Source organism: Isoptericola sp. MSGPD8_1_ISO-PGPR-S23-394 (assembly GCF_058072785.1).
On sequence record NZ_CM176517.1, the window covers coordinates 1,316,648 to 1,338,777 of the forward strand.

Below are 22,130 nucleotides of genomic sequence, written 5' to 3' on the forward strand. Positions count from 1 at the left end.
AAACCGCCGTGGGCCCCACGCCGCCTACGGGATCCCGCGTACCGACGCCCGGCTCGTCAGCCCAGGTTCCAGAGGGCCCGGTAGAACGCGATCCGTCCGGGGTCGGGGGCCACGTCGTACGCCGCGAAGAAGGCCGCCTCCACGTCGCCGGCGTAGTTCCACCCCAGGCTCATGCTCGCGACGGCGAGGTCCGCCCAGCGGTCGCCCACCCCGAGCGTGCCGAGGTCGACGTGCCCGGCCGGTGCGCCGTCGTCGGCCACGAGCGTGTTGGGGGCGCAGGCGTCGCCGTGGCAGACCACGAGACGGTCCACGGCGGGGACCTGGCCCACCTGGTCGCGCGCGGCGCCGTCCAGCCGGGCGATCCGTTCCCCGGCGCTCCAGGAGAACGGGCACGCGTCCACCGGGAGGGAGTCGTGCAGGGCCCGCAGGCCGGCTCCGATCGCGCGAGCGGCGGCCTCGGGGCGGGCCAGCCAGACGGGGTCGACGGCGGAACGCCCGGGCAGCGCGGCGGTCGCGAGCCACGAGCCGTCCTCGTCGTGGCCGCGGCCGAGCACGCGGGGTACGGCGGTGTAGCGCGAGGCCCAGGAGAGGCGCTCGGCCTCGGCGTGCAGGTCGAGCTCGGGAGTCCCGGCCGCCACGTGCTTGACGTAGCGGGTGCCGGCGGCGCCCGTGAGCCGGAAGGTGAGCCCGCCGAGCTGGTTGCGCCAGACCGGGGTGACGTCGTCGTCTCCGGCGAGCGCCCGGACGACGCGCGGCACGGTCACCGGGTCGGTCGGGGCGGCGGCGAGGGGGCGGTCCATGCGGTGCATCCTCGCCGACGTCAGGCGGCTGCGGCGAGCGAGGCCGTCCGGCGCGCCGCCGCGGCCTCGCCCTGCTGGACGACGACGACGCCGGCGAGCACCAGCACACCACCGGTGAGCTGCACCGGGCTGGGGAGCTCGTCGAGCAGGAACCAGGCGAGCAGCACGGCGCTGAGCACCTCGAGCAGCCCCATGAAGGCGGCGAGCCGGGCGCCGAGCCGACGGCCCGCGGCGATGCCGGTGACGTACGCGACCCCGGCGGTCACCAGACCGAGCACGGCGAGCACGCTCCACCAGGGCAGCGAGGCGCCGCCGAGCGCGACCGGCTGCGTGGACGCGGCCACCGGCAGCAGGCCGACGGCCGCGAGCAGCCCGAGCACGGCGGCACCCACGGTCAGGCCACCTGCCGCGAGGCTCAGCGGGGGCAACCCGGCGTCCGCGCGGGCGTTGAGGAGGAAGTAGACCGACGCGCCCACCATGGCTCCCAGGGCCCAGGCGGTCCCGACGACGGAGAGGCGTGCGCCCGCGAGGTCGAGGACCAGCACGAGCCCGCCGACCGCGAGGGCGATGCCGCCGAGCGTGATCCGTGCGGGCCGTTGGCCGTGGCGCAGCCAGAGCCAGACGACGACGGCGACGGGCGCCGAGTACTCGATGAGCAACGCGGGCCCGACCTGCATGTGCTGCACGGCGGCGAAGTAGCAGAACTGCGTGGCCGCGACGCCGAGCGCGCCGTAGACGACGATCAGGCGGGCGTTGCGGCGCACGGCGCCGCGGTCGCCCCGTAGCGCGCGGAGGCCGAGAGGCAGGACGACCAGGGCGCCGGTCGCGACCCGGACGAGCACGACCGCGCCGGGGGTCCATCCGGTGTCGAACAGGGCTCCGGCGAGCGGCCCGGAGAGGCTGAAGCTGACGGCCGAGACCACGGCGAGGATCAGCCCGGTGCTGGTGGCCGGACGTCCGGCGGCGACGTCAGTCGTCATGCGGTCCATGGCTCATGACAGTACGAGCCGGTTGATAACGTGTCAACATGCTTTTCACTCATGACACCGCGGGTGCGCTGCAGTCGGCGACCGAGCTCGTCAACGCCGTCGAGCCGCCCCGCACCGTCACCTCCGTGGCCGACCTCGACGAGTTCTTCGACCGGCACGGGTACACCGGTCGCCACGACCGCACCGCGACGGAGCTCGCCGACGTCCTCGCCCTCGCGCCGCGCCTGCGCGAGCTGCTCCTGGCCGATCGCGACGACGTCGCCGCGATCGTCAACTCGATGCTGGCCGAGGTGGGCGCCGTGCCCCGCCTGGTCCGCCACGAGCACGAGGACTGGCACCTGCACGCCGTGGACGACGACGCCCCGCTGGCCCACCGGGTCCTCGCCGAGACCGCGATGGCGATGGTCGACGTGGTGCGCTCCGGCCAGACCTCCCGGCTCGCCGTGTGCGCCGACCCGGGCTGCGACGGCATCGTCCTCGACCTCTCCCGCAACCGGTCCCGCCGGTACTGCTCGACCACCTGCACCAACCGCAACGCCCAGGCCGCGCACCGGGCGCGACGGGCGTCGCGATGAAGCGCCGCTCACAGCAGGGTGACGTGGCGTGAGTTCCGCATCGTCAGCACCTGGCGGTCGTTGAGGTCGTCGCCGTGCCCGGAGGACGTCATGAGGTTCGTGGCGCTGTCCCCGGAGAGGACGCCGCCCGCACCACCGGTGTGCGGCAGTCCCAGGGCGTGGCCGATCTCGTGGGCGAGGGTGCGGCGCGTGCCCAGCCCGCCGTCGTCGAGGGTGACGTAGTCGGTGAGCGGGCCCAGCGAGCACCCGGCCTTGCCCACCACGTCCTCGACGACGAACGCCGTCAACGGAGCCCCCGCACCGGTCACGGTGCCGACGAGATTGCTCGCGGCGCGTCCGCGGAAGTACTTCCCGGCCTCCGTGAGGTCGTCACGCATCGCTCCGGCGTCGCACCGGACCCGACGGGCGGGTGCCGGTGCAGGCTCGGAGTCCACGGTGACGAAGCGGCGCCCGGCCGGGACGAGCCGGAAGCGGGCCTCGCGCCGGAAGAGCTCGTCGGCGACCTCGACGGCCTCGCGGACCCGCTCGCGCGCGAGAGCGGGCGACGCCCCGGTCACGGGGGTGCCGTCGGTGCCCGCGAGGACGACCACCCGCAGCCGGAGCTTCTTCATCGGCCGCACGCCCATCGCGCCGAGTGCCGCCTCCGGCAGCCCCACAGCGCGGTTCGCCGTCTCCTTGACGACGTTGACGCCGCCGGACGCGACCGAGCCCGCTCCCTTGCGGACGCTGCGGGCCGCACGCCGGGCACCGCCCCCGGCCTTCCTGGCCGCACCGGTGGCCTTCCTGGCGACCTTCTTGAACGCGCTCCCGAAACCCATGGCAGGTCATCTCCCCAGGCTCGCCGCGCGGCGGGCTCCTACCCAGGAGGGAGGCGTCGGACGGCGCGGTGATACACGCCGAGCACGGGGCCGACCACGTCCGGGCCGCAGGGCGCTCAGGCGCGGGTGAGCACCTCTCCGTGCAGGATCGCGAACCAGCCGTCCGGCGAGTGCGCCCAGGTGAGCCAGTCCTGCGCGAGCTGTTCGAGGGCGACGTCGTCGGCCAGGTTCGACTCGACCGCCTGGCCGGCGAAGTTCGACTCGACGCAGCGCTCCGCCCAGAGCTGACCCCACCACTCGCGGTCCGTGGGCGTCGCGTAGCACCACGACGACGCGCTCGGCACGGTCCCGGCGACGTCGAACCCGGCGTCGAGCACCCAGGAGAAGAGCCGGCGCCCGGCGTCCGGCTCGAACCCGTAGGCGTGCGTCACCTCGTGGTAGAGCGTGTTCCACTCGGTCAGTCCCGCCGACTCGGGGTACCAGGCCATGGCCGCGTAGTCCGCGTCCCGTACCGCCACGAGACCGCCTGGCTTGGCGACGCGCTTCATCTCGCGCAGCGCGGCGACGGGGTCGGACAGGTGCTGCAGGAGCTGGTGGGCGTAGACGACGTCGAAGGTGTCGTCGTCGAACGGGAGCTCGTAGGCGTTGGCCTGCTGGAAGCGGACGTTGCCGGCGCCGAGAGCCTCGGCGTGCGAGCGGGCCGCGTCGAGCACCGTCTCGGACGCGTCGACCCCCACCACGTGCCCGCCCGCGACGATGCGGGCGAGGTCGGTGGTGACGGTGCCCGGCCCGCAGCCGACGTCCAGGACGTGCATGTCGTCGCGCAGGTGGGGGAGCAGGAAGCCCGCCGAGTTCTGCGCGGTCCGCGCCCGGTGGGCACGCAGCACGGACTCGTGGTGCCCGTGCGTGTAGGACTCGGACTCCTGGCTCGGCACCGTCTGGTGGGTGCTCGGGGCCTCGATCGCGTCGGAGAGCGCCGCGCCGTGCGGCTCGTCGGAGGCGCTGCCGTTCGGTCCGTCCGACGGGCTGCCGAAGCTGGGTGCGTCCGGGAACTCGGGTTCGGACTCCATCGACTGATCGCTCATGAGCACAACCTAGTCATCGCGCCGCGCCGAGACACCCTGTTCTCACGAGCCGGACGCTGCGGGATCATCGGCGCATGACCTCCGACGACGGCGCCCCGGCCGACGGCGCACCCGCCACGGTCCGGCGTCGCGCACCTCGTCTGCGACGTGCCGGGCAACGCCTGCGGGGCGGGGACCGGCGGGTTGTGGGCGTCGACGTCGCGCGCGGTCTCGCCGTCCTGGGCATGTTCGCGGCCCACGTGGGTGTCGCGGAGGGGTCGACGGCATGGCTCGCGATCGCCGACGGCCGCTCGTCCGTCCTGTTCGCCCTCGTCGCGGGCGTCTCGCTCGGCATCGTCACCGGCGGTCCGCGCCCGCTGGCGGGTGACGCGCTGGTGCACGCCCGGGCACGGCTGCTCGTCCGGGCGGTGCTCCTGCTGGCGCTCGTCGCTCTCCTCGACCTGCTCGGTACCCGCGTGCTCCTCATCCTCGGTTTCTACGCCGGCTACTTCGTGCTGGCGCTGCCGTTCCTGCGCTGGGGTCCCCGCCGGCTGGCGCTGGCCGCCGCCGTGGTGGCCGTCGCGGGACCGCCGCTCGCGTACTGGGGCCCGCAGCTGCTGGCGGCCGCCGGGCTCCGGGCGCCCCGCGACGGGTCGGGTGCCGTGACGGACTTCCTGCTGACCGGTCACTACCCGGCCGTGGTGTGGATGGCCTACGTCCTCGCTGGGATGGCGATCGGGCGCTGCGACCTGGGCTCGGCCCGGCTGCGGGGGTGGCTCGTGCGCGGCGGGCTGGCCGCCACGGCCGTCGGCTACCTCGCCTCGGCCTGGCTCCTGGAGCGGTTCGCACCGGGGTCGCCCGCCGGGGACCTCTCCCGGGCGGGGCCCCACCACGACACGTTCTTCGAGGTGCTCGGCTCCGGCGGGTTCGCCGTCGCCGTGCTCGGCGCGTGCCTCTACGCCCGGCGCGTGGGGGTCTGGGCCCTCGCGCCGCTGGCGGCGGTCGGCTCGATGGCCCTGACGGTGTACTCGCTGCAGGTCGTCGCGATCTGGTGGTGGGACCTCGTGGGCTCGACCACCAACGGGCCGCTGCTCCTCCTGGCCCTGGTGACGCTCGTCGCGGCGACCGCCTGGCGAGCCGTGCTCGGGCGCGGACCGCTCGAACGCGTGCTCGCCGCCGTCGCGCGGCGCACCGCCCCGCCGCCGAGGACCGACCGCCCGGCCGCCTGAGACACCGCGCCCGGGCCGACGCCGTGACGTCCGCCTGCGTGGACGTGGCGCGTTCTCAGCCGGCGTACCGCAGCAGCGTCCACATCAGGGCCGACAGGCCCACGAGCAGCCCGACAGCAGGGCCGTGCTGCTGGATCCAGGTGTCCTGGGGCACGTGCGGCGTGGGCTTGACGCCGTCCTGCTCCGGCTCGAGGTCCGACTGCGTCCCGATGGTGGCCATGGTCACCACCTCCCGTCCCTTCGATCATACGTCTCGCTGCCTACCCTGGCCGGGTGACAGGTCCCGCCCCCACCGCCCCCGAGCGAGCCGCCGAGCGCGCGCCCGGTGGCGGCGTCGTGCCCGGGTGGTCCGGCCGGGCCGCGACGCACGCCGCGCGCGCGGACGCCCTGACGGCCGTCTGGCGGGCGGCTCGCGACCGGGGCGAGAAGCACGCGATCGAGGACTTCCTGTTCACCTACTACCCCACCCGGATCAGCCACCTGCGCCGCTGGCACCCAGGCCCTGGTCGGGTGCTGGCGGACGCGCACGAGCACGCGTCCTGGCGGTGGTACCGCACCGTGGCGCTGCCCGACGGCGCCACCGGTGCCACGCTCGACGTCGCGGCGTTCCTCGCCGACCGTGGCGACGCGGTGCGGTACGTGCGTGCGCTGGTCGGCGCGACGGCGGCCCGTCCGGGGACGTTCGGGTGCTTCGGCCTGCACGAGTGGGCGATGGTCTACCGCGACGCGGCGGCCGGGCGCGACCGACGCCATCCGCTGCCCCTGCGCCTCGGGCACGACGGGACGGACGCCGTCGTGGAGTCGCACCGGGTCGGGTGCTCGCACGTCGACGCCTACCGGTTCTTCACCCCGGAGGCCCGCGAGGTCAACCAGCTGCGTCCGACCCGTGAGCGCCAGGTCGCGATGGAGCAGCCGGGATGCCTGCACGCGAACATGGACCTGTACAAGTGGGCGCTGAAGCTGGGCCCGGCGGTGCCCGGCGAGCTCCTGCTGGACGCGTTCGAGCTGGCGCGCGACATCCGGTACACCGACATGGCGGCGTCCCCCTACGACGTTTCGTCGTACGGCGTCGAGGCGGTGACGATCGAGTCGCCGGAGGGCAAGGCGGAGTACGTGCGCCGCCAGCGAGGCTTCGCCGAGCGCGCCCAGGGGCTGCGCGCCCGGCTGCTCGACGTGTGCGACGCCGTGCTGGCCGGCACGGGGCTGTCCGGCACCGTGCTCGCCGGCGGCGCGTAGCGCTCAGCCCCTGGGATGGCTCACAGGCCTGCCGCGTCGGCCCCGTGCTCGGCCTGCTCGGTGGTGAACCCTTCGAACTCCAGCTGCCCGATGAGCCCGGAGCGGGAGAACGACGTGTGCTCGAGGTAGGAGGCGGCGCTCAGCGCGGCCTGCTCCTTCCAGTCCACCTCGACGGCGCCGACGGCGTACTCGGCGTCCGCGGTCGAGAACCCTTCGTACTCGAGCTGCTCGACCAGACCGGACTTCGAGAAGGCCGTGTAGTCCAGGTAGGACCGTGCGCTCTCGCGGGCGTTCTGCTGACCGGCGCTCTCGTCCGGCAGGGCCTCCTCCTCGGCGGGGTCCTCCTCGGTGATCGCGTCGACGACCTCGTCCGACGTCAGGGCCTCCAGCTCCTCCGGGTCGACCCCGGCCTCCTCGAGGCTCTGCTCGAGCACCGCGGTCTGCTCGTCGACGGCCGTGGACACGAAGGAGGCGGTGGCCACGGAGACGACGATCGAGAGCACGATCGCCAGCGCGGACAGCACCGTGCCGACGATCGCCATCACCTTGCCGCCGGCGGTGCCCTTGGCGGCCTTGACGGCCCCGACGATGCCGAGCACGACGCCGACCAGACCGATCAGGATCGACCCGACGTTGAGGAACGGGATCCAGCAGCCGAGCAGGGCGACGATGCCGAGCACGAGCGCCGTGATCGCCAGACCCTTCCGCTCGGACGCCGGTCGCGGCGGCTGCGGACCGTACGGGCCGGGCACCGGCGGCTGCCCGGGAGGCGGCGTGGGGGAGCCGGGGTAGGCCGACCCTGCGTACGGCGCTGCCGGGGCACCGTCGGTGTACGGGGCGCCCTCGGTGTACGGGGCGGGTGCGGCGAGCCGGTCCGGCGGGGTCGGTGCGTCGTGCGAGGGCGTGCTCATGCAGGGTCCTTCGTCAGGGAGGAGGTCGGGAACGCTGCAGAGTACCGACCCGGCGCCGGCGACCGGCGGACCGCCGCGGGTGAAATGTCGGTATCCCGGTGCCGGCCCGTGGTCCGGTTAGCCTGGACCCGTGCGCATCGCGAGATTCACCACCGGCGACGACCCCCGCTTCGCCTTCGTGCAGACCGAGGGGGACACCACCTACCTGGCCGTGCTGAGCGGCGACCCGCTCTCCATGCCGGCCATGCCGACGGGGGAGCGGATCGAGCTCGGCGACGGCGTCCGGCTGCTCGCGCCGGTGATCCCGCGCTCCAAGGTCGTGGCCGTGGGGCGCAACTACCTCGACCACGTCCGCGAGATGGGTGGGGAGCCGCCGACGTCGCCGCTGCTCTTCCTCAAGCCGAACACCTCCGTCGTCGGCCCCGACGACCCCGTCGTGCTGCCCGACTGGACCCGCGAGGTCTCGTACGAGGCCGAGCTCGCCGTCGTCGTGTCGCGGGTGTGCAAGGACGTCGAGCCGGAGAACGCCCGGGCCTACGTCCTGGGCTACACCGTGGCGAACGACGTCACGGCTCGGGACGCCCAGCGCACCGACGACCAGTGGGCGCGGGCCAAGGGCTTCGACACCTCCTGCCCGCTGGGGCCCTGGATCGAGACCGACCTGGACGCCGAGGACGTCGGGGTGCGCTCGCGCGTCAACGGCGAGCTCAAGCAGGACGGGCGGACCAGCGAGATGATCTTCGACGTCGACCACCTGGTCTCGTACGCGTCGAAGGCGATGACGCTCCTGCCCGGCGACGTGCTGCTCACCGGCACCCCGGCCGGGGTGGGCATCGTCGACCATGGTGACCGGGTCGAGTGCGAGGTCGAGGGCATCGGCGTGCTCGCCAACCCCGTGGTGCGCCGCGACTGAGGCGGCCACCGTGCCGGGGTGCTGCGAGCCGCAGGGCTACGACCGGGTCTTCGGCGCCCGAGCGGCCCGCGTCGCGGCACGCCGGTACCGGCGTGCCGGCCTGACCGTCCTGCCGCAGCACACCGTCGACCTCTACCGCTCCGGGGAGCTCACCGGTGCGCAGCGCACCCCGGGCTCGTCGAGACGGCCGACGTCGTCGCCCTGCACAGCGTCGTGTGCTGCTATCCCGATGCCCGGCGGCTGCTGGCCGCCGCCGCGAGCCGGGCACGCCGGCACCTGGTCGTGTCCTTCCCGCGTGACAGCCGGGCGGTCCGGGCCTGGGCGCCGCTGGTGAACGTCTACCCGCGCCTGCGTGGGAGCGACTGGCGGTTCGTCGTGCACCCGCGAGAGGTGATCCTGGGATCGGCGCGGGACTCCGGTCTCGGTGTGCAACGCTCCGACCGGATGCGGTTCGACGAGCACCTGGTCCTCGTCCGGCTCGACGCTGCCGACCGCCCTCGGGCCACTACCCTGGACCCGTGAATGTCGCAGCAGGTACCACCACCTCCCCCCCGGTCCGTGTCCGCTTCGCCCCGTCCCCCACGGGCATGTTCCACGTGGGCGGCGCGCGCTCCGCGCTGTTCAACTGGGCCGTGGCCAAGCAGACCGGCGGGACGTTCGTGCTGCGCATCGAGGACACCGACGCCTCGCGCAACAAGCCCGAGTGGGTGGACGGGATCCTCGCCGCGCACGCCGCGCTCGGCATGCACACCGACGACCCGACGTTCGAGGGGCCGTACTACCAGTCGGCCAACGCCCAGAAGCACCACGACGCCGCCGCCCGGCTGCTCGAGGCCGGCCGCGCCTACTACTGCGACTGCACGCGTGACGACGTCGCCGCCCGGACCGGGAACCCGCACTCCGGCTACGACGGCCACTGCCGCGACCGCGGCCTCGAGCAGGCCCCGGGGCGTGCGCTGCGCTTCCGCACGCCGGACGACGGCGAGACCCGTGTCGTGGACCTCATCCGCGGCAACCCCGTGTTCCCGAACGACGCGATGGAGGACTTCGTCGTCGCGCGCGGCGACGGGTCGCCCGTGTTCCTGCTCGCCAACGTCGTCGACGACCTGGACGAGGGCATCACCCACGTCATCAGGGGCGAGGAGCACCTGTCGAACACCCCCAAGCAGCAGCTCCTGTGGGCCGCGCTGGGCGCCGAGCCGCCCGTGTGGGCGCACCTGCCCGTCATCGTCAACGAGAAGCGCCAGAAGCTCTCCAAGCGCCGCGACAAGGTGGCGCTCGAGGACTACCTCGCCGAGGGTTACCTGCCGGCCGCGATGGTCAACTACCTCATGCTGCTGGGCTGGGCGCCGGGCAACGACGAGGAGATCCTGCCGTTCGACGAGATGATCTCCCGGTTCCGCATCGAGGACGTCAACTCCGCCTCGGCGTTCTTCGACCTGAAGAAGCTCGCCGCGTTCAACGGCGAGTACATCCGGGCGCTCGGCGTGGACGAGTTCGTCGCCGCGGTGGGGCCGTGGCTGCGCCCGCCGCACGCCCCGTGGGCCGAGGAGCAGTTCGACGCCGCGGCGTTCGCCGCCGTCGCGCCGCTCGCGCAGTCGCGGGTCGCGCTGCTGAGCGACATCACCGACAACGTCGACTTCCTGTTCCTGGACGCCCCGGCCGAGGACGAGAGGTCCTGGAACAAGGCGATGAAGCCCAGCGCCGTCGAGCTGCTCACCGACGTGCGGGCCGTCCTCGCCGCGCTCGAGCCGTGGGAGGCGGAGCCGCTCAAGGACGCCGTGGCCGCCACGGGCGAGCAGCACGGTCTCAAGCTCGGCAAGGCGCAGGCGCCGGTGCGGGTGGCCGTGACCGGCCGCACGATCGGACTGCCGCTCTTCGAGTCGCTCGAGGTGCTCGGCCGCGAGCGCACCCTCGGCCGGATCGACGCCGCCCTGGCACGCCTCGCCGAGAACCCGCCGGCATCCGCCTCATGACGGCTTTCGGCGCCGTCGGCGCACGGGTGGACGGCGTCCTGCTCGACGTGGACGACACCCTGGTCGACACCCGGTCGGCGTTCTCCACGGCGCTCGCGGCGGTCGCGCGGGCGCACCTGCCCGGCGACGTCGACCACGCCGCCGTGCTCGACCACTGGCGCTCCGACCCGGCCGGGCACTACGCGCGCTTCACGCGGGGGGAGACCGACGTCCGCACGCAGCGCCGGCTCCGTGCGGACCTGCTGCACCGCACCTTCGGCGGTGCGCCGGTCGGCGAGGACGCCTTCGACGCCTGGGACGACCTCTTCTGGGGAACGTTCGAGCGGTCGTGGCGGGCGTTCGACGACGCCGCGGCGTTCGTGAAGCAGCTGCGGGCGGCCGGGATCGCCGTGGGCGTGGTGACGAACGCGGCCGTCGAGCTGCAGGAGCGCAAGCTGGCCGCCGCCGGGCTGGACGTGCCGGTGCTGGTCGGCGTCGACACCCTCGGCTATGGCAAGCCGCACCGGGACGTCTTCGTCGAGGGCGCCCGCCGGCTCGGGACGCTCCCGCAGCGGACGGCGTACGTGGGCGACGAGCCGACGACGGACGCCCGCGCCGCCCACGAGGCCGGGCTGCTCGGCGTGTGGCTCGACCGGCCCGGTGCCCGTCGTGCGGACGAGCGCCACGTCGACGCCGACGCGCTGCGGGACGCGGGGATGGTCGTCGCCGCCGGTCTGGACGAGGTCGGCGGCGCGCTGGTCGGCTGACCGGGTCAGGTCAGCGCCAGGACGGCGGTCAGGCTGGTCCCGGTGACCACGACGGCGGAGCACGCCCCGAGCAGCAGGGGCCGCCGACCGGTGCGCAGCAGGGTGGGCAGGTCAACGCCGAGTCCGAGGGCGAACATCGCGGCGACGAACAACGCCGTCGACACGTTCGCCGCGCCGTCGAGGATGTCCGGCGGGACGACCCCGAGGCTGCGCAGACCGACGGCGACGAGGAACCCCACCACGAAGCCGGGTACCGGTGCCGGGCGGCGGGCGGCCCCGCCGTCTCCCGGCAGCGGTGCTGTCGGGGCGACCCGGCGGGCCCGGACAGCACCGACCACGGCCACCAGGGGAGCCAGGAGCACCACCCGGGCGAGCTTGGACACTGTCGCCGTGGCCAGCGCGGCCGTCCCGGCCAGGGTCCCGGCTGCCGCGACCACCTGGGCGACCTCCTGGACGCTCGCTCCCATCCACAGACCCGCCTGGGCGGCGCTCAGACCCAGTAGTCCGGCCAGCCACGGCAGGATGACGACGGCCGCCGTGCCGTACAGGGCGACGAGTGCCAGTGCGGTCGCGACCGACGCGGCGCGTCGGGCCTGGAGCGCGGGTGTCGAGCGTGCCGGGGCGCGGTCGAGCACGCCGGTCATGGCCGAGACGGCGGCCGCTCCGCAGATCGAGAACCCGGTGGCGACAAGGAGCGTCGTGTCGCGGGTGACCCCCAGTCGTCGTCCGAGCAGCAGCGTGGCGGCGAAGGTCACCGCCACGGTGGTGGCCACGACGGTCAGGCCGCGCCAGCCCAGGCCCAGGACGTCGCCGACCGAGAGCTGGAGGCCGAGCAGCGCGACCCCGGCCCGCAGCACGTGCCGCGCGGTCCAGGCGATCCCGGGGGCGGTGGACTCGAGCAGTCGTGCCGGACGGGTCGCGCCGTCCGGCCGTCGACGGGCCCGGGCACCCAGGAAGGAGCCGAGGAGCGAGCCGATGAGCAGTGCGAGCACGAGCGGGGACAGGGCGGGTGCGGCGACGAGCAGGACGGGTGCGGCGATGAGCAGGACGGCGGTCGCCGACCCGGCGAGAGCCATGCCTGGCAGGAGGCGTGTCATGGTGTCCACCCTGGGCCGCGACGTGATGGTCCGGTAGGCCGAGGTGGGGAGCCATCCATAGACTCCTGCTATGGCCGCCACGTCTCTGACCACGCTCGAGCTCCTCGTCGCGGTGGACACCCACGGCTCGATCAGCGCGGCCGCCCGCGCCCTCGCGGTCGCCCAGCCCACGGCGTCGGCGGGACTGCGACGGCTCGAGCGGCGCCTCGGCCTCGACCTCGTCGCTCGCGGCGCTCGCGGGACGGCGCTCACGCCGACGGGTCAGGCGGTCGCCGGGTGGGCGCGGGACGTCGTCGCGGCGTCCGACCGCTTCGAGGCGGCGGTCGTGGGGCTGCGCGCCGGGCCGACGACGGCGTTGCGGGTGGCCGCCAGCCTGACGGTCGCCGAGTACCTCGTGCCGCGCTGGCTGGCCCTCCTCGCCGCCCAGGAGGGCCCGGCGGACGTCGAGCTGGTGGTGCGTAACTCCAGCGACGTCATGGAGATGGTGCTGGCGGGGGACGCCGGGCTCGGGTTCGTCGAGAGCCTCGGGGTGCGACGAGGGCTCCGCAGTCGGACCGTCGCGCACGACGAGCTCGTCGCCGTCGTCGCCCCGGGCCACCCGTGGGCCCGACGGCGTGCGGTGGGCCCCGGCGAGCTGCTCGGCGGGCGCCTCGTCCTGCGGGAGGCCGGCTCCGGGACGCGGGAGATCCTCGAACGCGCCCTGGCGTCCGTGGGGGAGGAGATCCCCGCCCACCTGCCGACGCTGGGGTCCACCTCTGCCCTCAAGGCGGCGGTGCAGCACGGCGGCCAGGTGGCGGTGCTGTCGGGGCTGACCGTGGCCGACGACGTCGCGGCCGGTCGCCTCGTCGCCGTGCCCGTCGACGGCGTGGACCTGACCCGGCGGTTGCGGGTCGTCTGGCGCGACGGGTCCACGCCGTCGGCCACGGCCCGGCGGCTCAGCGCCGTCGCGCTCGGTACGACGTCGTGATGTACGGCATGGCGATCGCGCGGGTCCCGGCGAGGTCGGGGTGCGTCACCACGAGGTCGTCGACCCGCTGCAGGAGCTGCTCGCGCTGGTCGGGCGAGAGGGTCAGCAGGTAGCTGCGCGTCCCCGCCAGCGCCCGCAAGTCCGCGGTGGCCAGGTGCTGCAGCCAGCGGAACTCCGCGGCCTCGGCCTCGTCGAAGCTCTCGTCCAGTGCGGGTGGGCGGGCGCTCTGGTCGCTGTCCGGGGCGAGCGGGTCGCCGGTGTGCAGGATCTCGCCGAAGCGGCCGACCCAGTCGATGCGTTCGTCCCGGTCGTTCGACACGACGGCGAGGGTGCCGCCCGGGCGCAGGACCCGTGCGATCTCGGGGACCGCACGCGGCAGGTCGAACCAGTGCCACGCCTGGGCGACGGTCACGGCGTCGACCGACGCGTCCGGCAGCGGGACCTCCTCCGCGGTGCCGACGTGTGCCTCGACCTCGGGCAGCGCGGCGGTCAGCTCGTCCAGCATCGGCAGGGAGGCGTCGACGGCGACGACGTGGTGGCCGTGGTCGGCCAGCCGCTGCGTGAGCAGCCCGGTGCCGGCGGCCAGGTCGAGGACCCGGGCCCGCTGCCGGGGGACCATCCAGTCGACGGCGTCGGCCGGGTACGAGGGGCGCACGCGGGCGTAGACGTCGGCCCCGGTGGAGAAGGAGGCGGCGCGGTCGGAGTGCGAGTGCGGGTCGGGCGTCGACGGCATGGCAGCAGGGTCCCACGGGACGGCCGTGCGCGTCAGCCGGGTACCCCGCCGCGGTGCCGGGAGAGGGCGAGGCCTGGCTGGTGGGACGTGACGAAGGGCACCGAGGAACCGGTTTGGATCCGGGCGGTCGGTCCGGTAATGTTTCGGGTCGTTGGGCCGTACGGGTTCCACCGGTGAAAGCCGGATATGTCCCGCCAGGTCCACATACCATGGGGTATGGTGTAATTGGCAGCACGAGTGGTTCTGGTCCACTTAGTCTAGGTTCGAGTCCTGGTACCCCAGCGTGATGCTCGGCATCACGTCCGGTCAACGTTCATCGGTGATCGGCGTGCGCTAGAGTTCTCACCGGCGAATCGGTGCCTGACGGCTCCGAGGAACCTCAGGCCCCCATCGTCTAGCGGCCTAGGACGCCGCCCTCTCACGGCGGTAACACGGGTTCAAATCCCGTTGGGGGTACGCAGCGGTCCGTCCGGCGGACCGATGTACCGGCTCCGGTGACGGAGCCACGTCCGGCCCCCATCGTCTAGCGGCCTAGGACGCCGCCCTCTCACGGCGGTAACACGGGTTCAAATCCCGTTGGGGGTACAGCGAGCGAAGGCCCGGTCCACGTGGACCGGGCCTTTCTGCTGTCTCGGCGGGTCTGTCAGAGGAACGGGTCGGGGACCGTCGGGCCCGCGCCGCTGCTGGTCGGCGGCTCGTAGAGGGAGTCCCTGCGCCGCGTCGGCAGCCACGTGCGACGGTGGGCACGCTCCCGGGTCGGCTGCGGTTCCTCCGGCTGCGGGAACGGCTCGACCTCGGGGTGCCCGGTGCTGGCGCCGGCGCTCGGGCCGTCGCCGGTGGCGGTGTGGTCGGCGGGCGAGCCCGTCGTGGCAGGCCGACCCCCGGCCGGCGGCGCGACCGCGGGGAGCTCCGCCGTCGTCGGCCGCGTCTCGCGGGGACCCGTCGGCACGATCGCCGGAGGCCTCGGCGGCTCGGGCTTCGCTCCTGGCTTGGCCGGGAAGAAGATGGTGTCGGTGAGCCGGCGATAGGTGACGTCCGGGTCCGGCACGTAGTCGATCCGGCTCAGCGCCTGGTCCTGGCCGGCCGACTCCATGACGAACCGGCCGTACCCCAGCACCTGGCCCATCGGGGTGCGGGTGTAGCTCATGTCCGTCACCTTGGTCAGCGGCATCATCGCGACCTTGTGGACGATGAACCCGTACGTCAGGACCAGGCGCTTGTCGGTCGCGACGAACCACTGGTAGTTCCAGTCGGCCCACTTCAGCAGCAGCAGGCCGGCCGGGACCAGCCACAGGACCCACACGCCCGGCGCCTGGGTCGCCGAGTGCAGCAGCGCGACGACGACGGTCGCGGCGACGGTCGTCAGGACCGGCTCGAGCAGCGTCGCCCAGTGCAGCCGCGAGGCGAAGACGGCACGCTCGTGGTGCAGGACGTATCGGCGCAGGTGGCGGTGGCTGCGGACCGCCTCGTCGGGCGACACCACGGTTACGAGGTCAGGTTGGCGAGGAACTCCCCGAAGCTGGCGAACGCGTTGGCGATCACGTCCCAGATCGCTTTGACGATGTCCGCAGCGCGGTCCGGGCTCGTCACGATCGCGTAGATCAGAAAGATCACGACGAGCCAGATCAGGAGGGTCTTGGCCTTGGCCGGCATCGGGTCCTCACGCCTCTCGGTCTGCGGGGCAGGGTCGCTCCGCTGCTCGGGAGCCTACTGACCTGCGGGGTCGCGCCGCGAGTACCTGTCGCGGCGCGCCGTCACTCGCCTGCGCGCTGCAGCACCTCGGTCAGCCGGTTCGCGGCCGCGACGACGGACGCCGAGTGCAGGCGACCCGGCTGGCGGGTGAGGCGTTCGACCGGTCCGGAGACCGAGACCGCCGCCACGATGCGCCCGGAGGGGCCCCGCACCGGAGCGGAGACGGAGGCGACCCCGAGCTCACGCTCGGAGACCGACTGGGCCCAGCCGCGCCGTCGGACGCCGGAGAGGATCGTCGCGGTGAAGACCGCCTCGCGCAGGCCGCGGTGCAGCCGGTCGGGCTCCTCCCAGGCGAGCAGGATCTGGGCGGCGGACCCGGCGTGCATCGTCAGGGTGGCGCCGACAGGGATCGAGTCGCGCAGGCCGACCGGGCGCTCGGCGGCGGCCACGCACACGCGGTGGTCGCCCTGGCGCCGGTAGAGCTGAGCGCTCTCGCCGGTGTGGTCGCGCAGCGCCGTGAGCACCGGGTTCGCGGCGGCGAGCAGGCGGTCCTCGCCGGCGGCCGTCGCGAGCTCGTTGAGCCGCGGGCCGAGCACGAACCGGCCCTGCATGTCGCGGGCCACGAACCGGTGATGCTCGAGCGCGACGGCGAGCCGGTGCGCCGTCGGCCGGGCCAGTCCCGTCGAGGAGACCAGCTGCGCGAGGGTGGCCGGTCCGGCCTCGAGTGCTCCCAGAACGGACGCGGCCTTGTCCAGTACGCCGACTCCGCTAGTATCGTCCATAGGTCGATACTGACGTCTCGCTTGATGAGATTGCAAGTTCTACACAACTTCTCGGTTGGTAGAGCCTCGCGTCAGGTCGCGGAATCACAAGTGACGACAGCCACCGACCGGTGGCGGAACGAGGAGCTCGAGATGGCCGGCACGCTGGCAGAGAAGGTCTGGGAGGCGCACCTGGTGCGTCAGGGCGCCGACGGGGCACCGGACCTGCTCTACATCGACCTGCACCTCGTGCACGAGGTGACGAGCCCGCAGGCGTTCGAGGGCCTCCGCCTCGCCGGACGCCCCGTACGGCGCCCCGATCTGACGATCGCGACCGAGGACCACAACACTCCCACGCTCGACATCGACCTGCCGATCGCGGACCTCACGAGCCGCACGCAGATCGACACCCTGCGCAACAACGCGGCCGAGTTCGGCGTGCGGATCCACTCGCTCGGCGACGCCGACCAGGGCATCGTGCACCAGGTGGGCCCGCAGCTCGGGCTGACCATGCCGGGCCTGACCGTCGTCTGCGGAGACTCGCACACCTCCACGCACGGCGCGTTCGGCGCGCTGGCCTTCGGCATCGGAACCTCCGAGGTCGAGCACGTGCTCGCCACGCAGACGCTGCCGCTGGCGCCCTTCAAGACCATGGCGATCACCGTCGACGGCGAGCTGCCCCCGGGCGCCACGTCGAAGGACATCATCCTGGCGATCATCGCCAAGATCGGCACCGGCGGCGGGCAGGGCTACGTGCTCGAGTACCGCGGCGAGGCCATCCGCCGGCTCTCCATGGAGGCGCGGATGACCATCTGCAACATGTCCATCGAGGCGGGCGCCCGCGCCGGCATGATCGCCCCGGACGAGACGACCTTCGAGTACCTCAAGGGCCGCCCGCACGCGCCCGAGGGCGAGGACTGGGACGCCGCCGTCGAGTACTGGAAGACGCTGCGCACCGACGACGACGCCACGTTTGACGAGGAGGTCGTGCTGCGCGCGTCCGACCTCGAGCCGTTCGTCACCTGGGGGACCAACCCGGGCCAGGGCCTGCCCCTCTCGGCGAACGTCCCGGTCCCGGCCGAGATCGCCGACGAGGGTGAGCGCGTCAGCGCCGAGCGCGCACTGGAGTACATGGGCCTCGAGCCCGGCATGCCGCTGCGCGACGTCACCGTCGACACGGTCTTCATCGGGTCGTGCACCAACGGCCGCATCGAGGACCTCCGGTCGGTCGCCAAGGTGCTCCGGGGCCGCCGGAAGGCCGAGGACGTGCGCGTGCTCGTCGTGCCGGCGTCGGCCCGTGTGCGCCTGCAGGCCGAGGCCGAGGGCCTGGACGTCATCTTCAAGGAGTTCGGCGCCGAGTGGCGCAACGCCGGCTGCTCGATGTGCCTCGGCATGAACCCCGACCAGCTCGCGCCGGGCGAGCGCGCAGCATCCACGTCGAACCGCAACTTCGAGGGACGTCAGGGCAAGGGCGGTCGCACGCACCTGGTCTCGCCGCTCGTCGCGGCGGCGACCGCGATCCGCGGCACGCTGTCCTCGCTGTCGGACCTGGACCTGGACGGCGACGTCGACCTGACCACGTTCGACGGCACCCCGCTGGCCCCGCTGACCGCCCCGTCGTTCGTCTGAGCACCCCCCGCGTTTTCGAGGAGAACCCCATGGAGAAGATCACCACCCACACCGGCGTCGGGGTGCCGCTGCGCCGCAGCAACGTCGACACCGACCAGATCATCCCGGCCGTCTACCTCAAGCGGGTCACCCGGACCGGCTTCGAGGACGCGCTCTTCGCGGCGTGGCGCAGCGACCCGTCGTTCGTGCTCAACCAGGACGCCTATCGCACGGGCTCCGTGCTCGTGGCCGGCCCCGACTTCGGCACCGGCTCGTCCCGTGAGCACGCCGTCTGGGCGCTCAAGGACTACGGGTTCCGCGTCGTGCTCGCCTCCCGGTTCGCGGACATCTTCCGTGGGAACTCCGGCAAGCAGGGCCTGGTCGCCGGCATGGTCGCCCAGGAGGACATCGAGCTGCTCTGGAAGATCCTGGAGGCCAAGCCCGGCACCGAGGTGACCGTCGACCTGGAGTCGCGCACCGTGCACGCCGACGACGTCACCGTGCCGTTCCAGATCGACGAGTACACCCGCTGGCGCCTCATGGAGGGCCTCGACGACATCGGTCTGACCCTGCAGAACGAGGCCGACATCACCGCCTTCGAGGAGAAGCGCGCCGCGTGGCGTCCGAAGACGCTGCCGGCCAAGCACCTGCCGAAGGTCGACATCGAGCCGGCGCGGCCGGTCTCCTGATCGTCCTGGCGTCCACGAGGGCGCTGAGGTCTCCGCGCGGTCGCGCTCACGGGCGCTGCGCGCCCGGATTCAGAGGGTCGGCGGGCCCTGGCGGGCGCGGTCGAGGAGGGACTCGGGGGTCGTCGTGGTGGGGTCCCACCAGGACTCCACCCACCAGGTGGCGCCCGCGTCCGCGGCGGCGCGGGCCTGCTCCCGGGCCTTCTCCGGGTCGGGGTCGAGCCGCCCCTGCATGACGATCTCGAAGGGGTCGGCGTCGCTGTCGCGGTGCTCGGCGATCCAGGCGGTGAGCTCGCGGATCTGCGCCGGGCCTGCCTCGGCGTCCTCGGGCGACTCGCCGCGGACCTGCGGCACCATGCCGTCCCAGCGCAGCGCCCGGTCGAGGCTGCGGCGCGGTGGGGCCGCGGCGTCCCAGACGGCGACCGGCCAGACCGGGACGCGGCCGTGGACCGGTGGTACGGGGAGCTGGAACGTGCCCGTGCCAGCCCACTCGCCGTCGTGCTCGAACGACTCGCCGGACCAGGACCGCTCGAGCCAGGCCAGCACCTCGTCGAGGGCGTGCGCACGGTCACGCAGCGCCGTCGGCTGGCCCGGCACCGACGTGAACGCGCGGTCGATCGGCACTCCGGTGCCCACCGGCAGCACCAGTCGGCCCCCCGACAGGTGGTCCACCGTGAGGACCTGCTGGGCGAGCTCCCAGGGGCGCCGTCGGGGGACCGCGAACACCATCGCGCCCAGCGTGATCCGTTCGGTGACGGCGGCGACGGCCGCCAGGAGACCGAACGGGTCCCAGGTGGGCTGGGCGTCGAAGCCCTCGGCGTCCAGGCTCACCCCGTCCCACGTGAAGAACCCGTCCCAGCCGTGCGCCTCGCACTCCTGGGCGAGCCGGACCTGCTGGGCGGGGCTGCCGTAGCTGCCGATGAACCCGAACCTCATGGTGTGACCTCCCGCTGCGCCTCGACGTCGACGTCGTCGCCGTCTTCCGTGACAAACGCTACGCACCGCCTCCGACAGACCGCCGGCCTGCGGGACATAGGGTGACCGCGTGGACGACAAGCCGATCGTGGAGATGTGGACCGACGGGGCCTGCAAGGGCAACCCCGGGCTCGGAGGATGGGGAGCCCTGCTGCGCTCCGGCGAGCACACCAAGGAGCTCTACGGCGGGGAGCAGGTCACCACCAACAACCGGATGGAGCTCACCGCCGTAGTCGAGGCGCTGCGGGCGCTCAAGCAGTCCAGCGCCGTCACGGTCCACACCGACTCCTCCTACGTGATGAACGGCATGAAGACGTGGATCGCCGGCTGGAAGCGCAACGGGTGGACGACGTCGGCGAAGAAGCCCGTGAAGAACGTCGACCTCTGGCAGGCCCTCGACGCCGAGGTCGACCGGCACACCGTCCAGTGGGTGTGGGTCAAGGGGCACGCCGGCGACCCCGGCAACGAGCGCGCCGACGCCCTCGCCAACCTCGGTGTCGACTCGGTGCGCTGAACGGCGGCGGTCCGGGGTCCGTCCCGCTGCCGGCGCGGCGTCGCCGTACCGGTGCGACGCACGTCACGCCGCGGCAGGCCGCGACACCTCATAGGGTGGCCTCATGGCTTCCCACTACGACGTCGTCCTCCTCGGAGCTGGCCCCGGCGGCTATGTCGCCGCGATCCGTGCGGCACAGCTCGGCAAGTCCGTCGCCATCATCGAGGAGAAGTACTGGGGTGGTGTCTGCCTCAACGTGGGCTGCATCCCCTCCAAGGCCCTGCTGCGCAACGCGGAGCTCGCGCACCTGTTCACCCACCAGGCCGACTTCTTCGGCATGTCGGGTGACGTGACGTTCGACTACGGCAAGGCGTTCGACCGGTCCCGCGAGGTGGCGGACGGCCGGACCAAGGGCGTCCACTTCCTCATGAAGAAGAACAAGATCACCGAGTACGACGGCCGCGGCGCGTTCCGCGACGCCCACACGATCGAGGTGACGCTGAACAAGGGCGGCACCGAGACGGTGACGTTCGACAACGCGATCATCGCGACCGGCTCGAAGGTGCGCCTGCTGCCCGGCGTCGAGCTGTCCGACAACGTCGTGACGTACGAGAAGCAGATCATGACCCGCGAGCTGCCGAAGTCGATCGCCATCGTCGGCGCCGGCGCCATCGGCATGGAGTTCGCCTACGTCATGAAGAACTACGGCGTGGACGTCACGATCATCGAGTTCCTCGACCGCGCCCTGCCCAACGAGGACGCGGACGTCTCCAAGGAGATCGCCAAGCAGTACAAGAAGCTGGGCGTCAAGATCCTCACCTCCACGGCCGTGCAGACCGTCGAGGACAAGGGCTCGTCCGTCACCGTCTCCTACAAGGGCGTCAAGGACGACAAGCCCGGCTCGCTCGAGGTCGACAAGGTCCTCATGGCGGTCGGCTTCGCGCCGAACGTCGAGAACTTCGGCCTGGAGAACACCGGCGTGCAGCTCACCGAGCGTGGCGCCATCGCGATCGACGACCACATGCGCACCAACGTGCCGCACCTCTTCGCCATCGGCGACGTCACCGCCAAGCTCATGCTCGCCCACGTCGCCGAGGCGCAGGGCGTCGTCGCCGCCGAGACCATCGGCGACGCCGAGACCATGACGCTGGGTGACTACCGCATGATGCCGCGCGCCACGTTCTGCCAGCCGCAGGTGGCCTCCTTCGGCCTCACCGAGGCGCAGGCCAAGGACGAGGGCTACGACGTCAAGGTGTCCACCTTCCCGTTCATGGCGAACGGCAAGGCGCACGGCCTCGGCGACCCGGTCGGGTTCGTCAAGCTCGTCGCCGACGCCAAGTACAACGAGCTGCTCGGCGGGCACCTCATCGGCCCGGACGTCTCCGAGCTGCTGCCCGAGCTCACCCTCGCGCAGAAGTGGGACCTCACTGCCGACGAGGTGGCGCGCAACGTGCACACCCACCCGACGCTGTCGGAGTCCGTCCAGGAGGCCATCCACGGTCTCGCGGGGCACATGATCAACTTCTGATCGCCCGCCCGACGGCGGCAGCGCCGTCACGCGGAGAGGCCCGGGCCCGCTCGTCGAGAGCGGGCCCGGGCCTCTTTCTGTCTGGAGGTCCGTGCACACCTGTGGCGTGCACCCGCGTGCCACTCGGAGGGGCACGTAGGGGGGACGACACCAGGGAGGTCGCGATGGCTGAGGAGAGGGCGACGGCGCAGCGTCGCGAAACACGGCTCCACCACGACGCCCGAGGCCTCGAGCCGGGCGCCCGTCCGTGTGGTGCACGATGTCGACGAGCGCTTCGCCGACCACCAGGGCGTTGGGCGACGCAGTGGTCGTCACTGATGACAGCGTGGTCCG

General features: G+C 73.1%; 24 protein-coding genes and 3 tRNA genes. 15 read left to right on the plus strand and 12 right to left on the minus strand.

The window, feature by feature from the left end:
- Positions 1 to 56: 56 nt before the first annotated feature.
- Entirely contained in the window at positions 57 to 800 is a 744-nt protein-coding gene (locus tag AC3RJ8_RS05780; protein ID WP_489714968.1) for a phosphotransferase, read from the minus strand.
- A 20-nt stretch (positions 801 to 820) separates the two neighbouring features.
- The gene (locus tag AC3RJ8_RS05785) at positions 821 to 1,780 is read right to left on the minus strand and encodes an EamA family transporter (protein ID WP_489714969.1); all 960 of its coding nucleotides are present in this window, start codon (positions 1,778 to 1,780) and stop codon (positions 821 to 823) included.
- Between the two features lie 47 nt (positions 1,781 to 1,827).
- Here AC3RJ8_RS05785 and AC3RJ8_RS05790 point away from each other — a divergent pair, with 47 nt between their 5' ends.
- On the plus strand, positions 1,828 to 2,364 hold the full coding sequence (locus tag AC3RJ8_RS05790; protein ID WP_489714970.1) for a CGNR zinc finger domain-containing protein: 537 nt from the start codon (positions 1,828 to 1,830) through the stop codon (positions 2,362 to 2,364).
- An 8-nt stretch (positions 2,365 to 2,372) separates the two neighbouring features.
- Here AC3RJ8_RS05790 and AC3RJ8_RS05795 read toward each other — a convergent pair whose 3' ends face one another.
- Both AC3RJ8_RS05795 and AC3RJ8_RS05800 read right to left on the minus strand, forming a co-directional pair.
- Entirely contained in the window at positions 2,373 to 3,182 is an 810-nt protein-coding gene (locus AC3RJ8_RS05795; RefSeq protein WP_489714971.1) for a hypothetical protein, read from the minus strand.
- 116 nt (positions 3,183 to 3,298) lie between these two features.
- Positions 3,299 to 4,267, minus strand: coding sequence for a class I SAM-dependent methyltransferase (locus AC3RJ8_RS05800; RefSeq protein ID WP_489714972.1), 969 nt, complete (start codon positions 4,265 to 4,267; stop codon positions 3,299 to 3,301).
- 74 nt (positions 4,268 to 4,341) lie between these two features.
- Between AC3RJ8_RS05800 and AC3RJ8_RS05805 the strand changes: the two genes are divergently transcribed.
- Positions 4,342 to 5,475 (plus strand): heparan-alpha-glucosaminide N-acetyltransferase domain-containing protein, encoded by a 1,134-nt coding sequence (locus AC3RJ8_RS05805; protein ID WP_489714973.1) that lies wholly within the window; start codon positions 4,342 to 4,344, stop codon positions 5,473 to 5,475.
- A 55-nt stretch (positions 5,476 to 5,530) separates the two neighbouring features.
- Here the strand turns inward: AC3RJ8_RS05805 and AC3RJ8_RS05810 are convergent, their stop codons facing one another.
- On the minus strand, positions 5,531 to 5,695 hold the full coding sequence (locus tag AC3RJ8_RS05810) for a hypothetical protein (protein WP_407317180.1): 165 nt from the start codon (positions 5,693 to 5,695) through the stop codon (positions 5,531 to 5,533).
- Between the two features lie 116 nt (positions 5,696 to 5,811).
- Here AC3RJ8_RS05810 and AC3RJ8_RS05815 point away from each other — a divergent pair, with 116 nt between their 5' ends.
- Entirely contained in the window at positions 5,812 to 6,711 is a 900-nt protein-coding gene (locus AC3RJ8_RS05815; RefSeq protein ID WP_489715590.1) for a 3-methyladenine DNA glycosylase, read from the plus strand.
- Positions 6,712 to 6,731: 20 nt separating this feature from the next.
- On the opposite strand, the gene AC3RJ8_RS05820 is transcribed toward AC3RJ8_RS05815, so the two are convergent.
- Entirely contained in the window at positions 6,732 to 7,622 is an 891-nt protein-coding gene (locus tag AC3RJ8_RS05820; RefSeq protein WP_489714974.1) for an Ltp family lipoprotein, read from the minus strand.
- Positions 7,623 to 7,752: 130 nt separating this feature from the next.
- Here AC3RJ8_RS05820 and AC3RJ8_RS05825 point away from each other — a divergent pair, with 130 nt between their 5' ends.
- The 4 genes from AC3RJ8_RS05825 to AC3RJ8_RS05840 all read left to right on the plus strand — a co-directional run bounded on the left by AC3RJ8_RS05825 (position 7,753) and on the right by AC3RJ8_RS05840 (position 11,257).
- Positions 7,753 to 8,535, plus strand: a complete 783-nt coding sequence (locus AC3RJ8_RS05825) for a fumarylacetoacetate hydrolase family protein (RefSeq protein ID WP_489714975.1) — start codon at positions 7,753 to 7,755, stop codon at positions 8,533 to 8,535.
- Between the two features lie 213 nt (positions 8,536 to 8,748).
- Entirely contained in the window at positions 8,749 to 9,057 is a 309-nt protein-coding gene (locus AC3RJ8_RS05830) for a hypothetical protein (protein ID WP_489714976.1), read from the plus strand.
- Complete coding sequence (gltX, locus tag AC3RJ8_RS05835) at positions 9,054 to 10,511, plus strand: glutamate--tRNA ligase (RefSeq protein WP_489714977.1); 1,458 nt, start codon at positions 9,054 to 9,056, stop codon at positions 10,509 to 10,511. Before AC3RJ8_RS05830 ends, gltX begins: the two co-directional genes overlap by 4 nt.
- Complete coding sequence (locus AC3RJ8_RS05840) at positions 10,508 to 11,257, plus strand: HAD family hydrolase (protein ID WP_489714978.1); 750 nt, start codon at positions 10,508 to 10,510, stop codon at positions 11,255 to 11,257. The genes gltX and AC3RJ8_RS05840 overlap by 4 nt, the downstream gene beginning before the upstream one ends.
- 5 nt (positions 11,258 to 11,262) lie before the next feature.
- Here AC3RJ8_RS05840 and AC3RJ8_RS05845 read toward each other — a convergent pair whose 3' ends face one another.
- The gene (locus tag AC3RJ8_RS05845) at positions 11,263 to 12,354 is read right to left on the minus strand and encodes a YeiH family protein (protein ID WP_489714979.1); all 1,092 of its coding nucleotides are present in this window, start codon (positions 12,352 to 12,354) and stop codon (positions 11,263 to 11,265) included.
- A gap of 70 nt (positions 12,355 to 12,424) precedes the next feature.
- On the opposite strand from AC3RJ8_RS05845, the gene AC3RJ8_RS05850 reads away from it, so the two are divergent.
- Positions 12,425 to 13,321, plus strand: coding sequence for a LysR substrate-binding domain-containing protein (locus tag AC3RJ8_RS05850; RefSeq protein WP_489714980.1), 897 nt, complete (start codon positions 12,425 to 12,427; stop codon positions 13,319 to 13,321).
- Here the strand turns inward: AC3RJ8_RS05850 and AC3RJ8_RS05855 are convergent.
- Positions 13,290 to 14,054: a class I SAM-dependent methyltransferase gene (locus AC3RJ8_RS05855; protein WP_489714981.1), complete on the minus strand. Its 765-nt coding sequence runs from the start codon at positions 14,052 to 14,054 to the stop codon at positions 13,290 to 13,292. The two genes, AC3RJ8_RS05850 and AC3RJ8_RS05855, sit on opposite strands and share 32 nt — an antisense overlap.
- A gap of 210 nt (positions 14,055 to 14,264) precedes the next feature.
- On the opposite strand from AC3RJ8_RS05855, the gene AC3RJ8_RS05860 reads away from it, so the two are divergent.
- The 3 genes from AC3RJ8_RS05860 to AC3RJ8_RS05870 all read left to right on the plus strand — a co-directional run bounded on the left by AC3RJ8_RS05860 (position 14,265) and on the right by AC3RJ8_RS05870 (position 14,639).
- Positions 14,265 to 14,336: transfer RNA gene (locus tag AC3RJ8_RS05860), tRNA-Gln, on the plus strand.
- A 101-nt stretch (positions 14,337 to 14,437) separates the two neighbouring features.
- A tRNA-Glu gene (locus AC3RJ8_RS05865) sits at positions 14,438 to 14,510 on the plus strand.
- A 56-nt stretch (positions 14,511 to 14,566) separates the two neighbouring features.
- A tRNA-Glu gene (locus tag AC3RJ8_RS05870) sits at positions 14,567 to 14,639 on the plus strand.
- 58 nt (positions 14,640 to 14,697) lie between these two features.
- Here AC3RJ8_RS05870 and AC3RJ8_RS05875 read toward each other — a convergent pair.
- The 3 genes from AC3RJ8_RS05875 to AC3RJ8_RS05885 form a co-directional block, all read right to left on the minus strand.
- Entirely contained in the window at positions 14,698 to 15,537 is an 840-nt protein-coding gene (locus AC3RJ8_RS05875) for a PH domain-containing protein (RefSeq protein WP_489714982.1), read from the minus strand.
- Between the two features lie 2 nt (positions 15,538 to 15,539).
- The gene (locus tag AC3RJ8_RS05880; protein ID WP_165800019.1) at positions 15,540 to 15,707 is read right to left on the minus strand and encodes a hypothetical protein; all 168 of its coding nucleotides are present in this window, start codon (positions 15,705 to 15,707) and stop codon (positions 15,540 to 15,542) included.
- A 101-nt stretch (positions 15,708 to 15,808) separates the two neighbouring features.
- Positions 15,809 to 16,528, minus strand: a complete 720-nt coding sequence (locus AC3RJ8_RS05885) for an IclR family transcriptional regulator (protein WP_106268618.1) — start codon at positions 16,526 to 16,528, stop codon at positions 15,809 to 15,811.
- Positions 16,529 to 16,660: 132 nt separating this feature from the next.
- Here AC3RJ8_RS05885 and leuC point away from each other — a divergent pair, with 132 nt between their 5' ends.
- Positions 16,661 to 18,136, plus strand: coding sequence for a 3-isopropylmalate dehydratase large subunit (gene leuC, locus AC3RJ8_RS05890; protein WP_489715591.1), 1,476 nt, complete (start codon positions 16,661 to 16,663; stop codon positions 18,134 to 18,136).
- Between the two features lie 29 nt (positions 18,137 to 18,165).
- Positions 18,166 to 18,804, plus strand: a complete 639-nt coding sequence (leuD, locus tag AC3RJ8_RS05895; RefSeq protein ID WP_489714983.1) for a 3-isopropylmalate dehydratase small subunit — start codon at positions 18,166 to 18,168, stop codon at positions 18,802 to 18,804.
- 69 nt (positions 18,805 to 18,873) lie between these two features.
- On the opposite strand, the gene AC3RJ8_RS05900 is transcribed toward leuD, so the two are convergent.
- The gene (locus AC3RJ8_RS05900) at positions 18,874 to 19,737 is read right to left on the minus strand and encodes an LLM class flavin-dependent oxidoreductase (protein ID WP_489714984.1); all 864 of its coding nucleotides are present in this window, start codon (positions 19,735 to 19,737) and stop codon (positions 18,874 to 18,876) included.
- 109 nt (positions 19,738 to 19,846) lie between these two features.
- Here AC3RJ8_RS05900 and rnhA point away from each other — a divergent pair, with 109 nt between their 5' ends.
- Positions 19,847 to 20,290 (plus strand): ribonuclease HI, encoded by a 444-nt coding sequence (gene rnhA / locus AC3RJ8_RS05905; RefSeq protein ID WP_489714985.1) that lies wholly within the window; start codon positions 19,847 to 19,849, stop codon positions 20,288 to 20,290.
- Between the two features lie 103 nt (positions 20,291 to 20,393).
- Positions 20,394 to 21,797 (plus strand): dihydrolipoyl dehydrogenase, encoded by a 1,404-nt coding sequence (gene lpdA / locus AC3RJ8_RS05910; protein ID WP_489714986.1) that lies wholly within the window; start codon positions 20,394 to 20,396, stop codon positions 21,795 to 21,797.
- Positions 21,798 to 22,130 lie beyond the last annotated feature (333 nt).